We start from the raw sequence: 18,889 nt of genomic DNA, 5'->3' as shown, positions 1-18,889 counted from the left end.
CGTTGCGCTGCCACAGTGCTCCCTCTTGGAGTACCATGCCGGGGCTTGGGATCCGACGTCGCGGCTGGAACGAGATCCATCGCCAACAGTCGGATGGGTCGAGCGGCACCAAGCCGCCTCGGGCCAGCCTGTGCGCTACGAAACGAGTGTCTTTCCGGGGGCCCTATGAGACTGTCGAGCATGATTTCCGCCGTCGATCTTCACGCCTGCGGCGAGCCGGGGCGGGTGATCGTCGGCGGCGTGCGTGATGTGCCGGGTCGGACGATGTTCGAGAAGATGCAGCACCTCGCACGACACGAGGACGGGCTGCGCCTCCGGATGTTGCGCGAACCGCGAGGCTATCCGGCCGCCAACTGCAATCTCATTCTGCCGCCCACGCGGCCCGAGGCCGATGCCGGTTTCGTCATCATGGAGCAGGTCGAGTATCCCGCCATGTCGGGCACCAACACGATCTGCGTGACCACGGCCCTGCTCGAGACGGGCATGGTGCCCATGCAGGAGCCTGTGACAGACCTCGTTCTCGAAGCTCCGGCTGGCCTGGTGGGCGTCCGCGCCGAGTGCTCGAACGGCAAAGTGACGAAGGTGACGTTTCGGAACGTGCCGGCCTTTGCCGCGCACATCGACAAGGCGGTCGAGGTGCCGCACCTGGGCACCGTCGTGGTGGACGTCGCGTGGGGCGGGATGTTCTACGTGATTGCCGACGCCGCGCCGTTCGGACTGGCGCTGACGCCAGACGAAGGACGCGACATCGTGCGCATCGGCGAGATGATCAAGGCGGCCACGCAGGAACAACTGCCCGTCGTCCACCCGGAGAATCCGGACATCGTCGGGGTTTCGATCGCCCAGCTGTCCGGTCCACCCCGCCTCGCCCACGCGCACCGGAAGAACGCCGTCATCGTCTCGACCGGCCGGCTCGACTGGGAGCGCCCTGCCACGTGGACCGGTGCGATCGATCGCTCCCCGTGCGGCACCGGCACGTGCGCGAAGATGGCCGCGCTGCACGCCAAGGGTCAATTGGCGCTCGACGAGGACTTCCACCACGAGGGCATCCTCGGGACCGTCTTCACCGGGCGTCTCGTCGAGGAGACGGCCGTCGGGCCGTACAAGGCCGTGGTGCCAACCATCAGCGGTCGGGCCTGGATCACCGGCTTCGCGCAGTACGTGGTGGATGCCGAGGATCCCTTCCCCGAGGGTTTCACCGTTGGGGACATCTGGGGCGCGTGAGGAGGAGGCGGGGAGCGTCAGCCCTTCGACTCGCCTGCGGCGTCGCCACGCTCGCTCAGGGCAAAACATCTGGTGGACGGGATGGCGGTCAGCCCTTCGACTCGCCTGCGGCGTCGCCGCGCTCGCTCAGGGCAAAACATCTGGTGGACGGGGAGAGATGTTTTGGAGGCGCCGTCCGGATTTGAACCGGAGATGGAGGTTTTGCAGACCTCTGCCTTACCACTTGGCTACGGCGCCGGCGACCGACAAAAAACGCGCGGCTAGAACCGCGCGCTCGGAAGGAAAAATGGAGCGGGAAACGGGATTCGAACCCGCGACTTCGACCTTGGCAAGGTCGCACTCTACCACTGAGTTATTCCCGCTCAGCGAACACTCAAAGTACCACACGAGATGGTCTCTAGGCAAGAGCCGGCGCGGCCGATCCGAGGTCGGTCGGACGAAACACTTCGAGCCCTTCGACGCGCGCGAAATCGCCGTCCGCCGTCGCGATGGCGCTCACGCCCGCATCGCGCATCGTCGCCACGATCAGCGAGTCGTTGGTCAGCAGCCCGGTGGCGGACCTAATGTCCATCGCCCGCATGCATCGCCCGAGGTCCACCGGAAGCACCTCGATGCCCCACGTCGGGATGCACTGCACCTGCCAGACATACTCGCTCAACTGCCGGACGATGTCGGGGCGCTTCCGGAGTTTCTGCGGCACTGCCCCTCCGGCAACCAAGCCGCGACGGATCGCCTCCATCGCCATCAACCGGTGCGTCGCCTCGTTGAGCGCAATCACCGACGTGATGCCGACGACCTCGCGCCGCTCGCACCGCTCGAGCAGCCGCCGGCATTGCACGGAGTCGCGGAAGAAATGGTGGACGAAGATCGTCGCGTCGATGAGAACCCGTTCGCCGCCAGGGAGATCATCAAGACTCGAAGTACTCATCGTCGTCTTCCATGATCTCCCGGATGATCCCGGCCGGCGCCTGCATCGCTCCCCATGTTTCGGCAACGCTCCGGTACTGAGACACCGGGCCCACCGAGGGGTCGGAGAAATACCGCTCGAGCGCCTCCTCCAACAGTGCGCTCATGGGGCGCCCCTGACGCGCCGCCTCGACCTTGGCGCGGCGAAACAGCGATTCCTCCATCACCGTGCTCACCTTCCGCTTCATGTCATGATGCTATCATGCTTTCATGGTCATAGCATGACGCAACCGCGGTTCATCCTTCCTCCTTCATCCTTCATCCTTTCTCCTTCATCCTTCATCCTTGTCCTGCGTCTACCTCCACGCCACCGCGTCGAACGCCGACTGGATCACCTCCAGCCGGAGTTTCCCGTCGGGTGCGAAGATGACCCCGACGACGTCGAAGCGGCACGGCGCACCGAACAGCCCCCGGCGCGCGAGGTAGTCCTCCGCCATCGCGGTGACCTTCGCCTGCTTGTGGAGCGTGACAGCTTCGGCAGGATCGCCGTAGCGATCGGAGGTCCGCGCCTTCACTTCGATGAAGACGATGGTCGGACCGTCGCGGGCCACGATGTCGATTTCGCCAAATCGGGTGCGGTAGCGGCGGGCAAGGATTGCATAGCCCCGGCGCTCCAGCTCGCGGCAGGCCAGATCTTCCCCAGATTTTCCTAGAGAAATGCGATCAAGGAGTGGCATATGCCGGATCCCTCGTGCAAGGAGAGAGCCGGAGCGACGGGCGGGACGCCCGTGCCACTCGAGACGCCCGTGCCACGCGAGGTGCCCGTGCCACGCGAGGCGCCCGTGCCACTCGAGGTGCCCGTGCCACTCAGTTCAGCGGCGCTTCCAGCGCGTTCCGGCTGCGCTGTCTTCGAGCAGGACGCCCTTGTCGGCAAGGTCGCGGCGAATCTGGTCGGCAGCCGCGAAGTCGCGGCGGCGGCGCGCCGCCTGGCGCTCGCCGATCAGCCGCTCGATCTCCTCGGCAGGGACCTCGGTGTGCCCCTCCTCCACGTGCCGCAGGCTCAGCACGCCGAGAATCCTGTCGAAGTACGCAAACGCCTCACGAACGACGATGACATCGGGCGCACCGACCTCGTGTGCGTCGATGGCGCTGTTCAGCGCCCGCACGAGATCGAACGTGGCGCCGAGGGCGCCGGCCGTATTCAGGTCGGCCTCGATCATCTCGCCGAACGCGCGCCGCGCCACGCCGACCCGTTCGGCCACGGCCGGGTGCGCCTCACCGCCCGTCACCTGGTCGAGGCGCGCGAGGAAGTCCGTCAGCCTGCGCAACGCCTCCTCGGCCTGCTTCAAGCTGTCCCACGTGAACATCAACTGCTTCCGGTAGTGCGTCGAGATCAGCAGATAGCGGAGCGCCGAGGCCCGGTGGCCCTGCGCCACGATGTCGGGGAGCGTGAACTGGTTACCGAGCGACTTCGACATCTTCTCGCGGTCGATCAGCAGGTGCTCGACGTGCATCCAGCACCGCGCGAATCGCTTCCCCGTCGCGCCCTCGCTCTGGGCGATCTCGTTCTCGTGGTGCGGAAACACCAGGTCGACCCCGCCAGCATGGAGGTCGATGGGGGGCTCGCCGAGCAGACGCAGCGCCATCGCCGAGCACTCGATGTGCCAGCCCGGGCGACCGGGACCCTCACCGAAGTCCCACGTCGGCTCGCCCGGCTTGGTCGCCTTCCACAGGACGAAGTCGCGGGCGTCCTCCTTCGCGTAGTTGTCCGAATCGACGCGCGCACCCGGCTGGATGCCGGCATGGTCCAGGCGGGCGAGTTCGCCGTACTGCGGGAAGGTGGCGATCTTGAAGTAGATGGACCCGTCGCTCCGATACGTGTGCCCGCGCTCCTCGAGGGAATGGATGATGTCGTTCATCGCACGCAGGTTCGCCTCGTCGGTCGCGCGCGGCCGCTCCTCCACCGGCTCGAGGCCGAGCGCGGTCGCGTCCTCGAGGAATGCCACGATCCAGCGATCCGTGTAGTCCCTCAGGCTCGCGCCGGTCTCCTGCATGCCGGTGATGATGCGATCGTCCACGTCGGTGAAATTCATCACCTCGCGGACGTCGAAGCCGCAGTGGTACTTCAACGCGCGGCGCAGCACGTCCACGCAGATGAACGTACGGAAGTTGCCGACGTGGCTGCGGTTGTAGACGGTCGGCCCGCAGGCATACATGCGGACGGTCCGGCCATCCGACGGCACGAAATCATCTTCGCGGTGAGTCAGCGTGTTGTAGAGGCGCATAGCGTCAGTCGGTTACAGCGAGATCTGGTCGAACAGTGCGCGGGCGCGGGCGCAGTCGGCGGCGATCTGGGCCTTCAGCTCCTCCATCCCGTCGAACGTGCGCTCGTCACGGACGCGCTGCACGAACGAGAGCCGCATGTGCGCGCCGTACAGATCGCGATCCACGCCGAGCAGGTGCGTTTCGATCACGGTGGCGGACGGCTGGTGGAACGTCGGCCGCACGCCGATGTTCGTCACCGACGGATAGACGATCGAATCGAGCGTGACGAGCGTCGCGTAGACGCCGTTCGGCGGCACCAGCTCGTTCTCGGTGTCCAGGTTCGCCGTGGGGAACCCGAGGAGCCGCCCACGCTGCAGCCCGTGCACGACGATGCCGTCGAGGAAATAGTGGCGGCCGAGCAGGGTCGCCGCCTCGTCCACGCGGCCATCCGAAATCAGCCGCCTCGCCCGCGTGCTGCTCACGACGAAGTCCTTGTAACGGACGGGATCGATCTTCTCGGTCCGGAAACCATACCGGGCGCCCAGCACACGGAGCAGCGAGAAGTTGCCCGACCGGTCGTGGCCGAACAGGAAGTTCGCCCCGACCCACACCTCCGCCACGCGCAGCCATTCGACCAGCACCACCCGCACGAACGTTTCCGGATCCCACCTGGCGATCTCCGGCGTGAACCGCACGATCGCGACGCCCTGCATGCCGGCCCTCTCCAGCGTCTCCAGCTTCTGCCCCATGGTCATCAGGAGCGGCGGGGCCTTGTCGGGACGGACGACGCGCGTCGGGTGCGGATCGAAGGTGAGAACGACGGGCGTGGTGCTTCGCTCGGCGGCGCCGCGTGCCACGCGCTCGACGATCTTCATGTGGCCGCGGTGCAGGCCGTCGAAGTTCCCGAGCGCAAGCACCGGCTGGTGCCAGCGTGGCGGACGCGGATCGTCGGGATAGTGGATGATGTCCATCAACGATAGGGCTCTGGGCTCTCGGCTCGAGGTTCAAGCCGGGAAATCGAGTACCAACCCATCATATGCCAGCTCGACGCCCGCCGGCAGCCGGCCAGCGGCGGCGGCGTGGCGCAGATCGTGAGCAATGTGCGTCAACACTGCGCGTTCGGGCCGCAGCCGTGCGATCGCCTCGAGCGCCTGATCGACGGTGAAATGCGTCGGGTGCGGCACATATCGAAGCGCGTCGATCACGAGCAGCCGGACGCCCTCGAGCAGCGGCCACGACGACTCGGGGATCTGGCTGCAGTCCGTCACGTATGCAAACGCTCCGAAGCGATAGCCGTAGATCGGAAGCGTCCCATGCATCACCGGGATCGGCACGACTTCGTCTCCGCCGATCGAGAACGGTCCGCCGAGGGCGAACAGCTTCAGGCGAGGCACGCCCCCGCCCAACTGGCGCGGCGCGAAGGAGTAGGCGAACACGCGCCGCACCTCCTTGATGGTGTCGGCGTCGCCGTAGCACGGAATCGCGTGTCCCTGGATCGCGTTGTAGCGACGGATCTCGTCGAGACCGAGCAGGTGATCCGCGTGCGGGTGCGTGAACAGGATCGCGTCGATGTGCGCAATGCCGAATCGGAGCGCCTGGGCGCGAAGATCTGGCGACGTGTCGACGAGCACCGTGCACCCGCCGGGCAACTCCACGAACACCGACGGCCGCCACCGCTGGTCGCGCGGATCCGTCGAGGTGCACGTCTCGCAGTGGCAGCCGATGACGGGCACTCCGTGCGACGTCCCCGATCCAAGAACGGTGAGTCGGCCGCTGGGCATCAGTCCTTCTCGGCCGTCGTCCCTGCGCCCGTCAACTCGACGTAGCGCATCCGGAGGTCGTAGAGCACGGCGTCGAGCAGTTGCTCTTCCGACTCCTCGAGGTTGTTGGCGGTCTTCTCCTGAAGCATCGCCAGCAACTCGATGAGGTGCGCGGCCTCCTTCAGATTCGGCGGAGCCGGTTTGTCGGCGCCGGGCGGGGGCAATATCCCCAGGTGGATCTCGGCGCTCGCTGAGAGGGAGAGCACGAAGAGGCTGAACGTAATCGTCGGCTGTTCCGGCATGGCGTCCCTCGAAGCCGGGACCGGGTCCCGGGGCATCCGGATGGAAATGGTAGCATACGGCCATGGCCGACCCTGCTGGCGCCGCCTTCACCCGTCTTGTGGACATCGTCGCCCGCCTGCGCGCCCCGGGCGGCTGTCCGTGGGACCGCGAGCAGACGCTCGAGACGCTCCGCCCGTTCGTACTCGAGGAAACGTACGAGGTCCTGGAGGCGATTGACGGAGGCAACAGGCCGGCACTGCGCGAGGAGATTGGCGACCTCATCTTCGAGGGCGTGCTGCTCGCGCAGGTGTGTTCGGAGGCCGGCGACTTCACCGTGGCCGACTCGCTGACGTCGATTGCCGACAAGCTGCTGCGCCGACATCCCCACGTCTTCGGTGATGCGGCCAAGGCGAAGACCGCGGACGAAGTGCTCGGCCGATGGGAGGCCGTCAAGGCCGAGGAGCGGGCGGCGTCGCCGGCGGGCGACACGCCGAAATCGATCCTTGGCGGCGTGCCGAAGGCGCTTCCGGCACTCGCCCGCGCCTTCGAGATGGGCACCCGCGCGGCGGCCGTCGGGTTCGACTGGGAACGGGCGACCGACGTGCTCGCGAAGATCGAAGAGGAAGTGGCTGAACTGCGTCAGGCCGTGGAGGGCGGCGGCAGCCGCGCCCGGGTCGAGGAGGAGATGGGCGACTTGCTGTTCGCGATCGCCAACCTGTCGCGAAAGCTGGGCATCGAGCCCGAAGCCGCCCTGCGCACGGCGGACGACAAGTTCGCGCGCCGGTTCACCGCAATGGAACACCGCTTCGCCGCCAGGGGCGAACAACTCCAGGGCCGCGACCTCGACACGCTCGAACGCGAGTGGCAAGCCGTCAAGACCACCGAGAACGAAGACCACCCCGACTGAGGGTCCACGAAGACCTGTGGAACCACAAAGGTCACAAAGCACACCACGCGGACTCCTGTCACAGCACGAGACGGCGGATCCCGTTCTTCAACAGCGTCTCGTGGAAGTTGATCAGCAACCCCAACCGCAGCCCTGTCGTCTTCAAATACGACAACACCTGCGCCACGTGGATGGGTTCGATGGCGCTCACGGCCTTCAACTCGACGATAATCAGCCCTTCGACCACGAGGTCAATCCGCTGTCCCGACAGCGGCTGCCCCCGGTAGACGACGACCGCCGGCTGCTCGCACTGAAAGCCGATGCCGCAGGCCTCCAGCTCGAGCATCATCGCCTGCCGGTAGATCCGCTCCAGGAACCCGGGGCCCAGCGCGCGGTGCACGGTGAGCGCGCATCCGATGACGCGCCGGCCGAGAAGCTCGATGTCTGGAGCGACGGGTGATGTGCTCATCGGTGTGAACTCCTGTTGCCGAGGGCCGGACAGCAGTTCCGTCCGGTCTTTCGCGCGGTCGGCTGCAGGCCGACCGACCGCCTGGTACTGTCAACACGCTCGACGCCCTTTGTGACCTTCGTGTTCTTTGTGGTGCCATCGACGGAGAGCCGTCTCCCCGTGAACGTCGTGACGGTGATCGTCCGCCCGTCCGTCTCCAGCGTGATGGCGCCGTCGACGTCGGTTCGCAGCATCGTCGCGCCAAGCTCCGTGTAGCGGCGCAGCACGTCGTCGCTCACCTTCGTCGTGGCCCCCGCGCTCAGGATCGCCAGTGTCGGTGCGAGGCCACCCAGGAACTCGGGCAGGCTCGACGTCGCGCTGCCGTGATGCGGGACCTTGAGCACGCGCAGCCGACGCGGCCACGACTCGCGCGCGAGCACCGACTCGACCGGACGTCCGATGTCGCCCGGCAACACGATCGATACCTCGCCGTACTCGAGTTCCATCACCAGCGAGTCGTCGTTCCTCGGCCGTGGCCGTTCCCACTCGGGCGGTGGCGGGTGCCAGACCCGGCAGCGGACATCACCGAGCACGACAACGTCGCCTGCGTGCCTGCTGTGCCAGGCAATCCGCGCTCCGTCCGCGTCGCGGCGCAGAGCCTGCCAGAGAGGTGACTTCGCCACCGGCACAGCCTCCCAGATCTCGCGTGGCCGGAAGTCGCGCAGAATCGACGCGGCTCCGCCGATGTGGTCAGGGTCGGCGTGCGATATCACCAGCGCGTCGAGCCGGCGCGTTCCAAGCGACCAGAGGGCCGGCGCCACCACTCGTCCGCCGAGGTCGAACGACCCGCCCGTCATCGATCCGCCGGCGTCCACGAGCACACTGCGACGGTCCGGCAGTTGCACGAGGATGGCGTCACCGTGGCCCACATCGAGCACGGTGACCCGCAACCGCCCGCTGACCCCTGGCCACAGGAGCGTCATGGGCTCGACGAGCACCCACAGCCCACACCCGACAATCGCCGCGGCCGCCAGACGGGACATGACGCGGCGCCATCGCCCGCGCACCGCGACGGCCGTGGGTGACCGCAGCCACAACCACATGGTCCATCCCAGGTAGTAGCCAAAGACCACGAACAGACCCGGCGGTGGCAGCCGGTAGGACGACCACGGAGCGTAGTCCACGAGCGTCGCCGATCTGACCAGACCGTCGGCGCCAAGATGAGCCAGGTATCCCGCCAGCCCCGCGACTGTCTGGCTGACCGCCGACAGCGGCAGCACCAGCATTCCCGCCACCTGCGCGACGCCCATCAGAGGAATGGCGAGGAAGTTCAGAACGAGACCGGCAAACGTCACCCGCGCGAACGAAAGCGCACCCACCGGGAAGAGCGCGAGTTCGGCACAGATCGACGTCAACAGCAGCCCCACGGGCACACGGATCCACAACGGCCGCGGCAGCCGCTTCCCCATGCGGCCCACACCAATGAGAATCCCCAGCGTGGCGCCGAACGTCAGCCAGAAGGCGACGTCCGCGACCGACGCTGGTGTCACGAACAGAATCACTGCGCACGACACGGCAAGGGCATTCACCGGCGCGCTGCGATGGTCAGCCTGGCGCGCGAGAAGGTAGGTGCACCCCATCAGCGTGGCGCGGACGACCGAGGCTCCGCCACCGACAATCTCCGCGTACCCGACGAGCACGGCCATCGTCAACCAACACCCCAACCGGGGACCCAGCCGAGCAAGGCGGAAGAACGCGAGCAGCACGCCCGCGAGGATCGCAATGTTTCCACCCGAGATCGCAATCACGTGATACGTCCCCGCCTCCTGCAGCCGCCGCTGCACCTCCTCCTCCAGCCCGACGCGGTCGCCGATCAGGATGGCGACGACGATGGCGGCCGAGCGCGGACTGTGGGACCCGACATGTCGCACCACGGCAGCCCGCGTCAGGCGGCGCACCTCTGCGGCCGTCTCCGCCACCCATCCCCCGGGCGCCAGCACGTCCACCAGCCCTGCACTCTTGACCGAACCAATCAGCACGACGCCTTTCCGTGCGAGAGCGGCCCGGCTGTCTGGGACGCCCGGATCCTGGAACCGTCCCGGTTCGCGCAGCAGGGCCGCGACACGAACGCGCCGGCCCGCACGCCAGGCGCGCGCCTGCCCGATCGCCAACTCGCCCCCGACCGTCAGACGCACGCCACCTGGTGCCGCCCGGTCGAATCCGGTTCGGCGCACTCGATCCACCGCCAGCGCGAGGTTGACGCCCCGCTCTCCGACCGCGGCATCCTCCCGGAGTTCGCCCTCGAGCGTCACCGGGTCCGACAGGACGGAATCGGGCAGCGCCTCGCGCAGCGGCGGATGTCTGGCGGATCGGGCGGCGTCGCCGGCCAGCGTCGAGGCCACCATGAGGAACACGATACAGACCGAGGGGGCGAAGAGTTGGCGCCCACGTCGGCCTGCGCGTCCGGAAGGCCCCATCCCGAACGCCATGCCGGCCACGGCCAGGGCGACGACCGAGACACCAAGCGCCCAGCCCGGCGACGGGCTGGCGCCGAACGTACCAAGGGCGGCGCCGAGGAGAACGGCCAGCGCGGGAAGAGCGGCGGGAACGGTCATGCCCGAACGTGGGCAAGCGGGGTGCCGAGGCGGACTTGGAGGGCGCAGACTCCGGGCGCGTTGGGCCGAATTGCAGGTAATATCAGCGGTTGGGCGCCTGGCGTCCGTTCGGTCCCGGGCGGGAGACTCGAGGCGACGTTGCGCGTGGTGAGGTTTCTGCCGTCAGCGTCTCAACGCCGTGCGGCAGATTCTGCGTAGTAGTCCTGAAGCGCGCGCACCTCGGACACGTCGGTGCGCATGGCACGAATCGCGCTGACCGCCGCAGACGCTCCGGTGAGCGTGGTGATGCACGGCACACCGTGCATCATGGCCGCGCGGCGAAGCGCGCGGTCGTCGAAGAACGACGCCCGCCCGAGCGGAGTGTTGATGACGAGCACGATCCTGCCGTTGACGACCTCGTCCGCGATGTTCGGCCGCCCCTCGTTCACCTTGTAGATCACCTCAGCCGGCATCCCATGCGCGCCGAGAAACGCTGCGGTGCCTCGTGTCGCCGCCAGGGTGAACCCGAGGTCCGCGAGATCGCGCGCGACGGGCAGCACCGTCGGCTTGTCGTGATCGTTCACCGAGATGAACACGGTGCCGCTGTCCGGCAGCGTCTGTCCCACCGACGCCTGCGCCTTCGCAAACGCGACACCGAACGACGCGCCGCACCCCATGGCCTCGCCAGTGGACTTCATCTCCGGGCCGAGCAGGACGTCCACACCGGCGAAGCGGATGAACGGGAACACCGGGGTCTTGACGAAATACCCGTTCACCGACGGATCGCGTGTCAGTCCCTGGTCGGCCAGCGAGCGGCCGAGCATCACGCGGGCGGCCACCTTGGCGAGGGGGACGCCGGTGGCCTTCGACAGGAACGGCACGGTGCGCGACGCCCTGGGGTTCACCTCCAGCACGTACACCACATCGTCTTTGATGGCGAACTGCGCGTTCATCAGACCGATGACGCCGAGCGCGCGGGCGATGCGCCGCGTCCAGTCGCGAATGGTCTCGAGGTGCCGCTCCTGCACCAGGTAGGACGGCAGCACGCACGAACTGTCGCCGGAGTGGATCCCGGCCTCCTCGATGTGTTCCATGATGCCGCCGAGAATCACGGCGCCGGCCCCGTCCGCGACGGCGTCCACGTCGAGTTCGAACGCGTCCTCGAGGAACCGATCGACGAGCACCGGGTGCCCGGGCGCGGCGTCGACCGCGTTGCGCATGTAGCGGTCGAGCGCGGTCTGCTCGTAGACGATCGCCATGCCGCGGCCGCCGAGCACGTACGAAGGCCGGACGACCACGGGGAAGCCGATCGAGGCCGCGACCTGGCGAGCCTCGTCGCGCGAGAATGCGGTGCCGCTCGGGGGCTGGTTGATGCCGAGTTCCGAGAGGAGCGCCGAGAAGCGCCTTCGGTCCTCCGCGAGGTCGATCGAGTCGGCCGACGTGCCGATGAGCCGAACGCCGGCGCTCTGCAGCGCCAGCGCCAGCTTCAGCGGCGTCTGGCCGCCGAACTGGACGAGGCACGAGACGTCGCCGCCGCCCTGCCTCTCGCGCTCGATCACCGCGAGCACGTCTTCGAGCGTGAGCGGCTCGAAGTACAGGCGGTCGGCCGTGTCATAGTCGGTCGAGACGGTCTCCGGGTTGCAGTTGATCATCACCGTCTCGACGCCTTCCTCCCGGAGCGCGAAGGCGGCGTGGCAGCAGCAGTAGTCGAATTCGATGCCCTGCCCGATACGGTTGGGCCCCGAGCCGAGGATGACGACCTTGGCGCGCGGCGTGGGTTCGGCCTCGCATTCGCTGGCGAACGTGCTGTAGAGATACGGCGTGAACGATTCGAACTCGGCGGCGCAAGTGTCGATCCGCTTGTAGGCGCGGGTGACGCCGGCGTCGCGCACGCGCCGGGCGATCTCGACCTCGGGGACGCCCGAGAGCCTCGCCATCTCGCTGTTGCTGAATCCGCTCTCCTTCAGCCCCCTGAGCGCCTCGACCGTCAACGACGTTTCGCCGCCCGCACGAAGGTCCATGGCGCGCGCGGTGAGTTCGGCGAACTGCGTCAGGAACCACGGATCGATCTTGGTGATGTCGTGGATCCGCTCGACGCTCCACCCACGCTCGAGCGCTCGGAACACCCGCCAGATTCTCAACTCGTCGGCAACGGCCAGGCGGTGGGCCAGCCGCTCGTCGCCCTCGTCCTGGCCCTCGGTCGTCCACAGCAGCGCGGCGCGGCCCAACTCGAGCGAGCGCAGCCCCTTGAGGAACGCCTCCTTGAACGTCCGGCCGATGGCCATCGCCTCGCCCACCGACTTCATCTGGGTCGTCAAGGTACGATCGGCCTCGGGAAACTTTTCGAAGTTCCAGCGGGGCACCTTGACCACGACGTAGTCGATCGACGGTTCGAACGATGCCGGCGTGACGCGCGTGATGTCGTTGGGGATTTCGTCCAGGTGGTAGCCGAGCGCCAGCTTGGCGGCGATCTTGGCGATCGGGAACCCGGTCGCCTTCGACGCGAGCGCGGACGATCGCGACACGCGCGGGTTCATCTCGATCGCCACCACGCGGCCGTCGGCCGGATTGACGGCGAACTGGATGTTGGAGCCGCCGGTTTCGACGCCGACCCGGCTGATGATGCGGCGCGCGAGGTCGCGGAGGCGCTGATACTCCTTGTCGCTCAGCGTCATCGCCGGCGCCACGGTGATCGAGTCACCGGTGTGGATGCCCATCGGGTCGATGTTCTCGATCGAACAGACGACCACGAAGTTGTCCGCCGCGTCGCGCATGACCTCGAGCTCGTACTCTTTCCACCCGAGCACCGACTGCTCGACGAGCACCTGGTGCACCGGGCTCATCGAGAGGCCGCGCGAGACCAGGGTCTTGAACTCGTCGAGGTTGTACGCCACTCCCCCGCCGACGCCGCCGAGCGTGAACGACGGGCGGATGATGGCAGGGAATCCCACCATCTTCACGAGCGACAGCGCCTCGTCGAGCGCGTGGGCGACGCCGCTCTCGGGCACCTCCACGCCAATCGACGTCATCGCTTCACGGAAGCGGAGACGGTCCTCGGCCACCTTGATGGCCTCGAGCGACGCGCCGATCAACTCGACACCGTGCCGCGCGAGCACTCCGGACTCGGCGAGCGCGACCGCCAGGTTCAGCGCCGTCTGGCCCCCGACGGTCGGCAACAGCGCGTCGGGCCGCTCGCGCTCGATGATGGCGGCGAGCGTCTCGGGGGTGAGCGGCTCGACGTACGTCCGGTCGGCCAGATCCGGGTCCGTCATGATCGTCGCCGGATTGCTGTTGACGAGGACGATCTCGAGGCCCTCCGCCCGCAGCGCCTTGCACGCCTGCGTCCCGGAGTAGTCGAACTCGCACGCCTGGCCGATGACGATCGGTCCCGAGCCGATCACCAGAACACGGTGGAGATCTGTGCGTCGCGGCATGTCCCTCAATCAGTACGCGACGCCCATCGCCGCGAGGAATCGGCCGAACAGGTAGTCCGCGTCGTGCGGGCCTGGAGAGGCTTCCGGGTGGTACTGGACGGAGAACACCGGGCGATCGCGGTGGCGCAGCCCTTCAATCGTGCCGTCGTACAGGCTGCGGTGCGTCACGACCACGTCGGGCGGCAGCGACTCCGCCTCCACCGCAAATCCGTGGTTCTGCGACGTAATCTCGACGCGGCCGGTCTCGAGATCCTTGACCGGATGGTTGGCGCCCCGGTGCCCGAACTTCAGCTTGAACGTCCGGCCGCCCAGCGCGAGCGCCAGCACCTGGTGGCCGAGGCAAATCCCGAAGATCGGAACGCCCGCCGCCAGCACGCTGCGCACGTTGTCCACGACGTAGGTCAACGCCGCCGGATCACCGGGACCGTTGCTGAGGAAGAATCCGTCGGGTCGCAGGGCGATCAGATCGGCCGCGGGAGTGCCCGCCGGAAACACCCGCACGCGGCAGCCGTTGGCGGCCAATCGCCTCACGATGTTCCACTTCATCCCAAAGTCGTAGGCCGCCACGAATGGACGCCTGGCGCCCGCCTCGCGCTTCGGCCCTGCAACCGGCAGGATGAACGACGGGTCGGTCACCACGCCGCCGGCATCCCCGCCCTGCGGCCACGTGCCGATCGCGCCGACGTCGAAGGCCTCGGGGCACGTCACGTCACCGACGAGATCCGCACCAGCCATTGGAGGCGTCGTCCGGGCGCGCTCGACCAGCGTCGCGAGGTCGGCATCACCCGTCCCGATCGCTCCACGCAGCACGCCCCCCGACCGCAATCGACGCGTCAGCGAACGCGTGTCGATCCCGGCCAGCCCGACAATGTGATGAGCGGTGAGGAAATCCTGGAGCGAGGCAGCGGACCGCCAGTTGCTGGCAACGGGCGACGCCTGCCGGACGATGAAGCCTGCAGCTGACACCCGGCGGGACTCGGCATCGAGTGGCGTCGTGCCGTAGTTCCCCATCTCGGGGCACGTCATCGTGATGATCTGTCCGGCGTAGGAAGGATCGGTGAGGATCTCCTGGTAGCCGGTCATGCTCGTGTTGAACACGACCTCACCAGAGGTGACGCCATCGGCGCCGCACGCGATGCCCTCGAGGCAGGTGCCGTCCTCGAGCGCCAGCATGGCGCGGCGTTCTGTCATCGGTTCATGCTCCTACCCTCCCGGGCGCCGCTGCTCGAGCGACGCCGTGACTCGGGTCTTCGCCCCGGCGACGACCCGGACGGACGCGGACCACACCCCATATCCCGGCAGCTCCAGCCGCACGGCATGGGATCCTGCCGTGACGGCCTTGAGCGCCAACGGCGTCGTGCCGACCGGATGCCCGTCCAGCATCACCTGCGCGCCGGGAGGCCGCGACACGATGTCGAGCGGCCCCTCGAAGGTCTGCGTCCTGGCACTTGGCTGCTTGGCAACCGCCCGCGGCTCGGCGTTGACCGCCGCCCGCTCTGCCGCGTTCTTGCGGGCCAGGAGCCGCGCCTGACGGCGACGTTCCAGGGCCGACAGTTGATTCGGCTGGGCCCTGGCTGGAGCCGCGGTCGTCGCCGTGGACGCCGTTGCCGGACTCCCAGGTCCGACCGGGCGTGGTGTCGTCGCGACAGCACCGCTGGCGGCCGTCGGCGCGGGCGGCTCGGCCGGGACGGGCGTCGCCGGCGTCGATGCGGCCCGTCCTCCGGCGGCGACCGTCGCCGCTGGCACATTTGCTGGCGACGAGGTGACGCTTGGCCTCGAGTGGGTCCGCGTGCCGAACAGATACCCACCCACCGACCCGAGCAGTATGCCAACGACCAGCGTGGCGGCCAGGGCTCCAATCGGCATCGGCGAGCGTGAGCTCTCCGAACCCGTCGGCCGTGGATCCATGGGCGGAGTCTCCGGCACAGAGAACGGGTCGTCAACAGTCGACACGCGTGGCTCCGGCGCGGCCGGTGGCCGCAATTCGAGGGGAGGGAGATCGGTCGGTCGCGCGGGGGAACCCATTGTCGGCACCGCGACCACGGTCGGTTGGTCGGCCGGCTCGGCCGCAACCGGTGCCGCCGGTTCAACCGGCGATTCCGGAACGGCCGGCGCTGCAGCCATTGGCGGCGCGTAGCTCACGGGGCCCATCCTGACGGTGGGCTCCGGTTCCGGAAACTGGGTGTCGAGATAGATCGGCAGCGGCGTCGGGCTCGGCGGACGCCGCTTCCTGTCCGGCTTCGAGGGCCGGTCGGCCTTCGTCAGGTCGAGCGGCTCACGCGGCGGACGTGCGGGCACGTCATCGGCCCGTTTCATGGCCGCGGCGATCTCATCCTCACCTCGATCGGATCCAATCGGCGCAGCGAGTTGGAGGTCGTCTGGCAAGCCGCTGTCGGACGTCGCCACGACGACCGGTTCGGCCACCGGAGCGGTGTCAGGCACGGGAGCCGGCTGCAGCGGTTCACCGGTGAGCGCGTGCTTGAGGGCGGCTGCGAAGGCCAGCGCGGTCGGGAATCGGTCCTCCGGAGTCACGCTCAACGCGCGGGCGAACACCTCGGTGAGGGCCACGTGGTCGGCCGCGGTGATCGCCTCCACGTCAGGCGCCTGCAGCCCGCCAGTCGCCGACGGGCGGCGGCCAGTCAGCAATTCGAACGCGATGCACGCGAGGGAGAAGATGTCGGCCGGTGTTCCCCAGGTCCTCGGGTCCCTGCGCTCGGGCGCGGCGTACGGCCGGCGCACGCTCGGGCGGTACCCGATCCGCTCGAGAGCGCCAACGACGCCGAGACCGGTCAACCTCACTTCATGCGGAGCGACGAGGATGTCACGCGGGTGGATCGCGCCATGGTGGACTCCCGCGGCGGACGCAAAATCGAGAGCGGCGGCGAGTTGGCCGACCAGTCGGAGGGTGTCGGGAACCGGGGCGGGGCCGTATTGCTTCAGCGCGACGTCGAGCGATTCGGCGACGAAAAACTGTTCGACGAGGTACGCCGTGGCGCCGTCGACTCCGGCGGCGAGCGGCGTGATGATCGACGGGTGCGTCAGTCCTGGACCGACGAGACGTTCCAGTTCGGTGGCCAGCTCGCGGGCTTGTTCCGGGGTGATGTCGAGCGGAAACGACTTGACGGCCACCGCGCGATCGGCCTCCGGGTCGTAGGCACGAAAGACGGGGCCCAGCACGCCGGCACCAACCTGGTGCACGACACGGAAGCGGCCGAATGCAGACGGCGATGAAGAGGTAACTGGTTTCTCCCTGGCCAGTGCCACTCGCTCCTCGAGAACGTTTCACTGATGCTAACATTGAACCCCCGGGGGTTCAACGAGTTGTCGGCCTCGCTCGCTTGACACACTCCCGACGCTCTGCGAGAGTAACCCTACTGGTGCCATTCGACGTGACAATACCCGTTTCGTCGTCCGCGCTGCGATCAGCAGCAGACATTCGCCGGTTCCCCTGGATTCGGCGGCTCGCGGCCGACTACGCTTACAACTTCACAGCTCTGGCGCCGTTTTTCGCCGGCAATCCGGCCGATCCGGCGGCGTGGCCGGCGGCGATTGCCCGCGCGCAGGCGCATCCCCGCGAGCGTGACCATGTGGTCGCGGCGATCGCGGCGCAACAGGAACAACGCGGCGCACCGGCGGCCGCGCGCATGGCCGCACGCCGGCTCGGCGACCCGGCCGCGGTCGCGATCGTCACGGGGCAGCAAGCCGGCCTGTTCGGCGGCCCGCTCTTCACGCTGCTCAAGGCCCTGACGGCCATCAAGCTGGCAGCCCGTGTCTCGCGCGATCACGGCGTTCCGGTCGTGCCGGTCTTCTGGGTGGAATCCGAAGACCACGACTGGGACGAGGTCAGCTCCTGCCCGGTGCTCGACGCCGAGTTGCGCCGGGAGACGATCACGCTCGGCACGCCGCCCACCGCCGGACAGGAACCGGTGGCCTCGGTGCGGCTCGACCCGTCGATCTTCGCGGCCATCGAAGGACTGAAGGCCGTTCTGCCCGGTACCGATTTCACCGACGCGCTGATCGAGGGGCTCTCGAAGGCCTACCGCCCGGGCGCCAGCATGTCGCAGGCGTTCGGCCAGTGGCTCGAGTCGGTCCTCGGCCACTTCGGTCTCGTTGTCTACGACTCGTCGGAGCCGGCGACCAAGGCGCTCGCCCGTCGGATCTTCGTTCAGGAACTCCAGTCGCCGACCGAAACGACCCGGCGCGCGAGGGAATCGGGCGACGCGCTCGTCGCGCTGGGCTATCACGCGCAGGTCGTCTCGCACGAGGACAACGTCGCGCTGTTTCGACTCGACGGTGTCCGACAGACGATTCACTTTCGCGACGGGCATTTCGTGGTTGGAGCGACCGACGTCCCGGTCGGCACGCTCGTGGCGCAAGCCGAACGCCAGCCCGAGATGTTCAGCCCGAACGTGTTGCTGCGCCCCGTCGTGCAGGACACGCTGTTCCCGACCATCTGTTACGTGGCGGGACCGAACGAACTGGCCTACCTCGGGCAACTCAAGCCGGTCTACGAGCGGTTCTCCGTGCCGGCGCCGCTGATGTTCCCGCGTGCCTCTATCACCCTGCTCGACTCGGCGGCCGCGAAGTTCCTCGCCCGCTACGACGTGGCGCTCGAATCGCTTCAGCCCGACGATGAGAGCACGCTCAATCGCCTGCTCGAGAGCCAGCTGCCGAGGTCGGTCGAGGCCGCGTTCGAGTCCACGACTCGGACCGTGGACTCGAGCATGGGCGCCCTGGCGGCCGCCGTGCCGTCGGTCGATCCGACACTCGAGGGCGCGACGCGGTCCGCGCTGGGCCGCATGCAGCACGACCTGCAGGCTCTGCACGGCAAGATCGTCCAGGCCGCCAAGCGGCGGGACGATACCCTGCGGCGCCAGTTCGCACGAACGCGCGCCCAGGCGTTTCCCGGCGGTCACCCGCAGGAGCGCAGCGTTGGTTTCGTCTACTTCCTGAACCGCTACGGCCCGGCGCTCGTCGATCGCCTGCACGAGGAGTTGCCTCTCGACCTGGGCAAGCACTGGATCATGACGATCTGACGATGCGCCCGCGACGGCCCTCGGCCCGCACATCGTCTCGCATCGGACGTTCTG

At 68.0% G+C, this 18,889-nt stretch carries 15 protein-coding genes and 2 tRNA genes; 3 read left to right on the top strand and 14 right to left on the bottom strand.

Annotated features, from left to right (window positions below; translation table 11 throughout):
* Positions 1-180: 180 nt before the first annotated feature.
* On the top strand, positions 181-1,224 hold the full coding sequence (locus VGK32_09060; GenBank protein HEY3381903.1) for a proline racemase family protein: 1,044 nt from the start codon (positions 181-183) through the stop codon (positions 1,222-1,224).
* A 163-nt stretch (positions 1,225-1,387) separates the two neighbouring features.
* Here VGK32_09060 and VGK32_09055 read toward each other — a convergent pair.
* From VGK32_09055 to VGK32_09015, 9 genes are all read right to left on the bottom strand, one after another.
* Positions 1,388-1,461 (bottom strand) — tRNA-Cys (locus VGK32_09055).
* A 50-nt stretch (positions 1,462-1,511) separates the two neighbouring features.
* Positions 1,512-1,586: transfer RNA gene (locus VGK32_09050), tRNA-Gly, on the bottom strand.
* Positions 1,587-1,621: 35 nt separating this feature from the next.
* Positions 1,622-2,152: a PIN domain-containing protein gene (locus tag VGK32_09045; protein HEY3381902.1), complete on the bottom strand. Its 531-nt coding sequence runs from the start codon at positions 2,150-2,152 to the stop codon at positions 1,622-1,624.
* A complete protein-coding gene (locus tag VGK32_09040; GenBank protein ID HEY3381901.1) occupies positions 2,133-2,378 on the bottom strand; it encodes a hypothetical protein in 246 nt (81 codons plus the stop codon). The genes VGK32_09045 and VGK32_09040 overlap by 20 nt, the downstream gene beginning before the upstream one ends.
* A gap of 108 nt (positions 2,379-2,486) precedes the next feature.
* Complete coding sequence (locus VGK32_09035; protein HEY3381900.1) at positions 2,487-2,867, bottom strand: YraN family protein; 381 nt, start codon at positions 2,865-2,867, stop codon at positions 2,487-2,489.
* Between the two features lie 135 nt (positions 2,868-3,002).
* Positions 3,003-4,415, bottom strand: coding sequence for a cysteine--tRNA ligase (cysS, locus tag VGK32_09030; protein HEY3381899.1), 1,413 nt, complete (start codon positions 4,413-4,415; stop codon positions 3,003-3,005).
* Positions 4,416-4,427: 12 nt separating this feature from the next.
* Positions 4,428-5,366, bottom strand: a complete 939-nt coding sequence (locus VGK32_09025) for a bifunctional riboflavin kinase/FAD synthetase (protein HEY3381898.1) — start codon at positions 5,364-5,366, stop codon at positions 4,428-4,430.
* A 33-nt stretch (positions 5,367-5,399) separates the two neighbouring features.
* Positions 5,400-6,176, bottom strand: coding sequence for an MBL fold metallo-hydrolase (locus VGK32_09020; protein HEY3381897.1), 777 nt, complete (start codon positions 6,174-6,176; stop codon positions 5,400-5,402).
* Positions 6,176-6,457 carry a DUF1844 domain-containing protein gene (locus VGK32_09015; GenBank protein HEY3381896.1) on the bottom strand — a complete coding sequence of 94 codons (282 nt, stop codon included), beginning with the start codon at positions 6,455-6,457 and terminating at the stop codon, positions 6,176-6,178. Before VGK32_09015 ends, VGK32_09020 begins: the two co-directional genes overlap by 1 nt.
* A gap of 62 nt (positions 6,458-6,519) precedes the next feature.
* Between VGK32_09015 and mazG the strand changes: the two genes are divergently transcribed.
* The gene (gene mazG / locus VGK32_09010; protein ID HEY3381895.1) at positions 6,520-7,344 is read left to right on the top strand and encodes a nucleoside triphosphate pyrophosphohydrolase; all 825 of its coding nucleotides are present in this window, start codon (positions 6,520-6,522) and stop codon (positions 7,342-7,344) included.
* Between the two features lie 58 nt (positions 7,345-7,402).
* On the opposite strand, the gene VGK32_09005 is transcribed toward mazG, so the two are convergent.
* The 5 genes from VGK32_09005 to VGK32_08985 form a co-directional block, all read right to left on the bottom strand.
* Positions 7,403-7,792 (bottom strand): GxxExxY protein, encoded by a 390-nt coding sequence (locus VGK32_09005; GenBank protein HEY3381894.1) that lies wholly within the window; start codon positions 7,790-7,792, stop codon positions 7,403-7,405.
* Positions 7,789-10,386: a DNA internalization-related competence protein ComEC/Rec2 gene (locus VGK32_09000; GenBank protein HEY3381893.1), complete on the bottom strand. Its 2,598-nt coding sequence runs from the start codon at positions 10,384-10,386 to the stop codon at positions 7,789-7,791. Before VGK32_09000 ends, VGK32_09005 begins: the two co-directional genes overlap by 4 nt.
* Positions 10,387-10,556: 170 nt before the next feature.
* A complete protein-coding gene (carB, locus tag VGK32_08995) occupies positions 10,557-13,799 on the bottom strand; it encodes a carbamoyl-phosphate synthase large subunit (protein HEY3381892.1) in 3,243 nt (1,080 codons plus the stop codon).
* Between the two features lie 9 nt (positions 13,800-13,808).
* Positions 13,809-14,990 (bottom strand): glutamine-hydrolyzing carbamoyl-phosphate synthase small subunit, encoded by a 1,182-nt coding sequence (gene carA, locus VGK32_08990; protein HEY3381891.1) that lies wholly within the window; start codon positions 14,988-14,990, stop codon positions 13,809-13,811.
* A gap of 12 nt (positions 14,991-15,002) precedes the next feature.
* Positions 15,003-17,063: a PEGA domain-containing protein gene (locus VGK32_08985; GenBank protein HEY3381890.1), complete on the bottom strand. Its 2,061-nt coding sequence runs from the start codon at positions 17,061-17,063 to the stop codon at positions 15,003-15,005.
* 125 nt (positions 17,064-17,188) lie between these two features.
* Between VGK32_08985 and bshC the strand changes: the two genes are divergently transcribed.
* Positions 17,189-18,835, top strand: coding sequence for a bacillithiol biosynthesis cysteine-adding enzyme BshC (gene bshC / locus VGK32_08980; GenBank protein HEY3381889.1), 1,647 nt, complete (start codon positions 17,189-17,191; stop codon positions 18,833-18,835).
* Positions 18,836-18,889: the final 54 nt, after the last annotated feature.

Source organism: Vicinamibacterales bacterium (assembly GCA_036504215.1).
Lineage (GTDB): Bacteria > Acidobacteriota > Vicinamibacteria > Vicinamibacterales > Fen-181 > FEN-299.
This window is presented reverse-complemented; position numbering and strand designations above follow the sequence as displayed.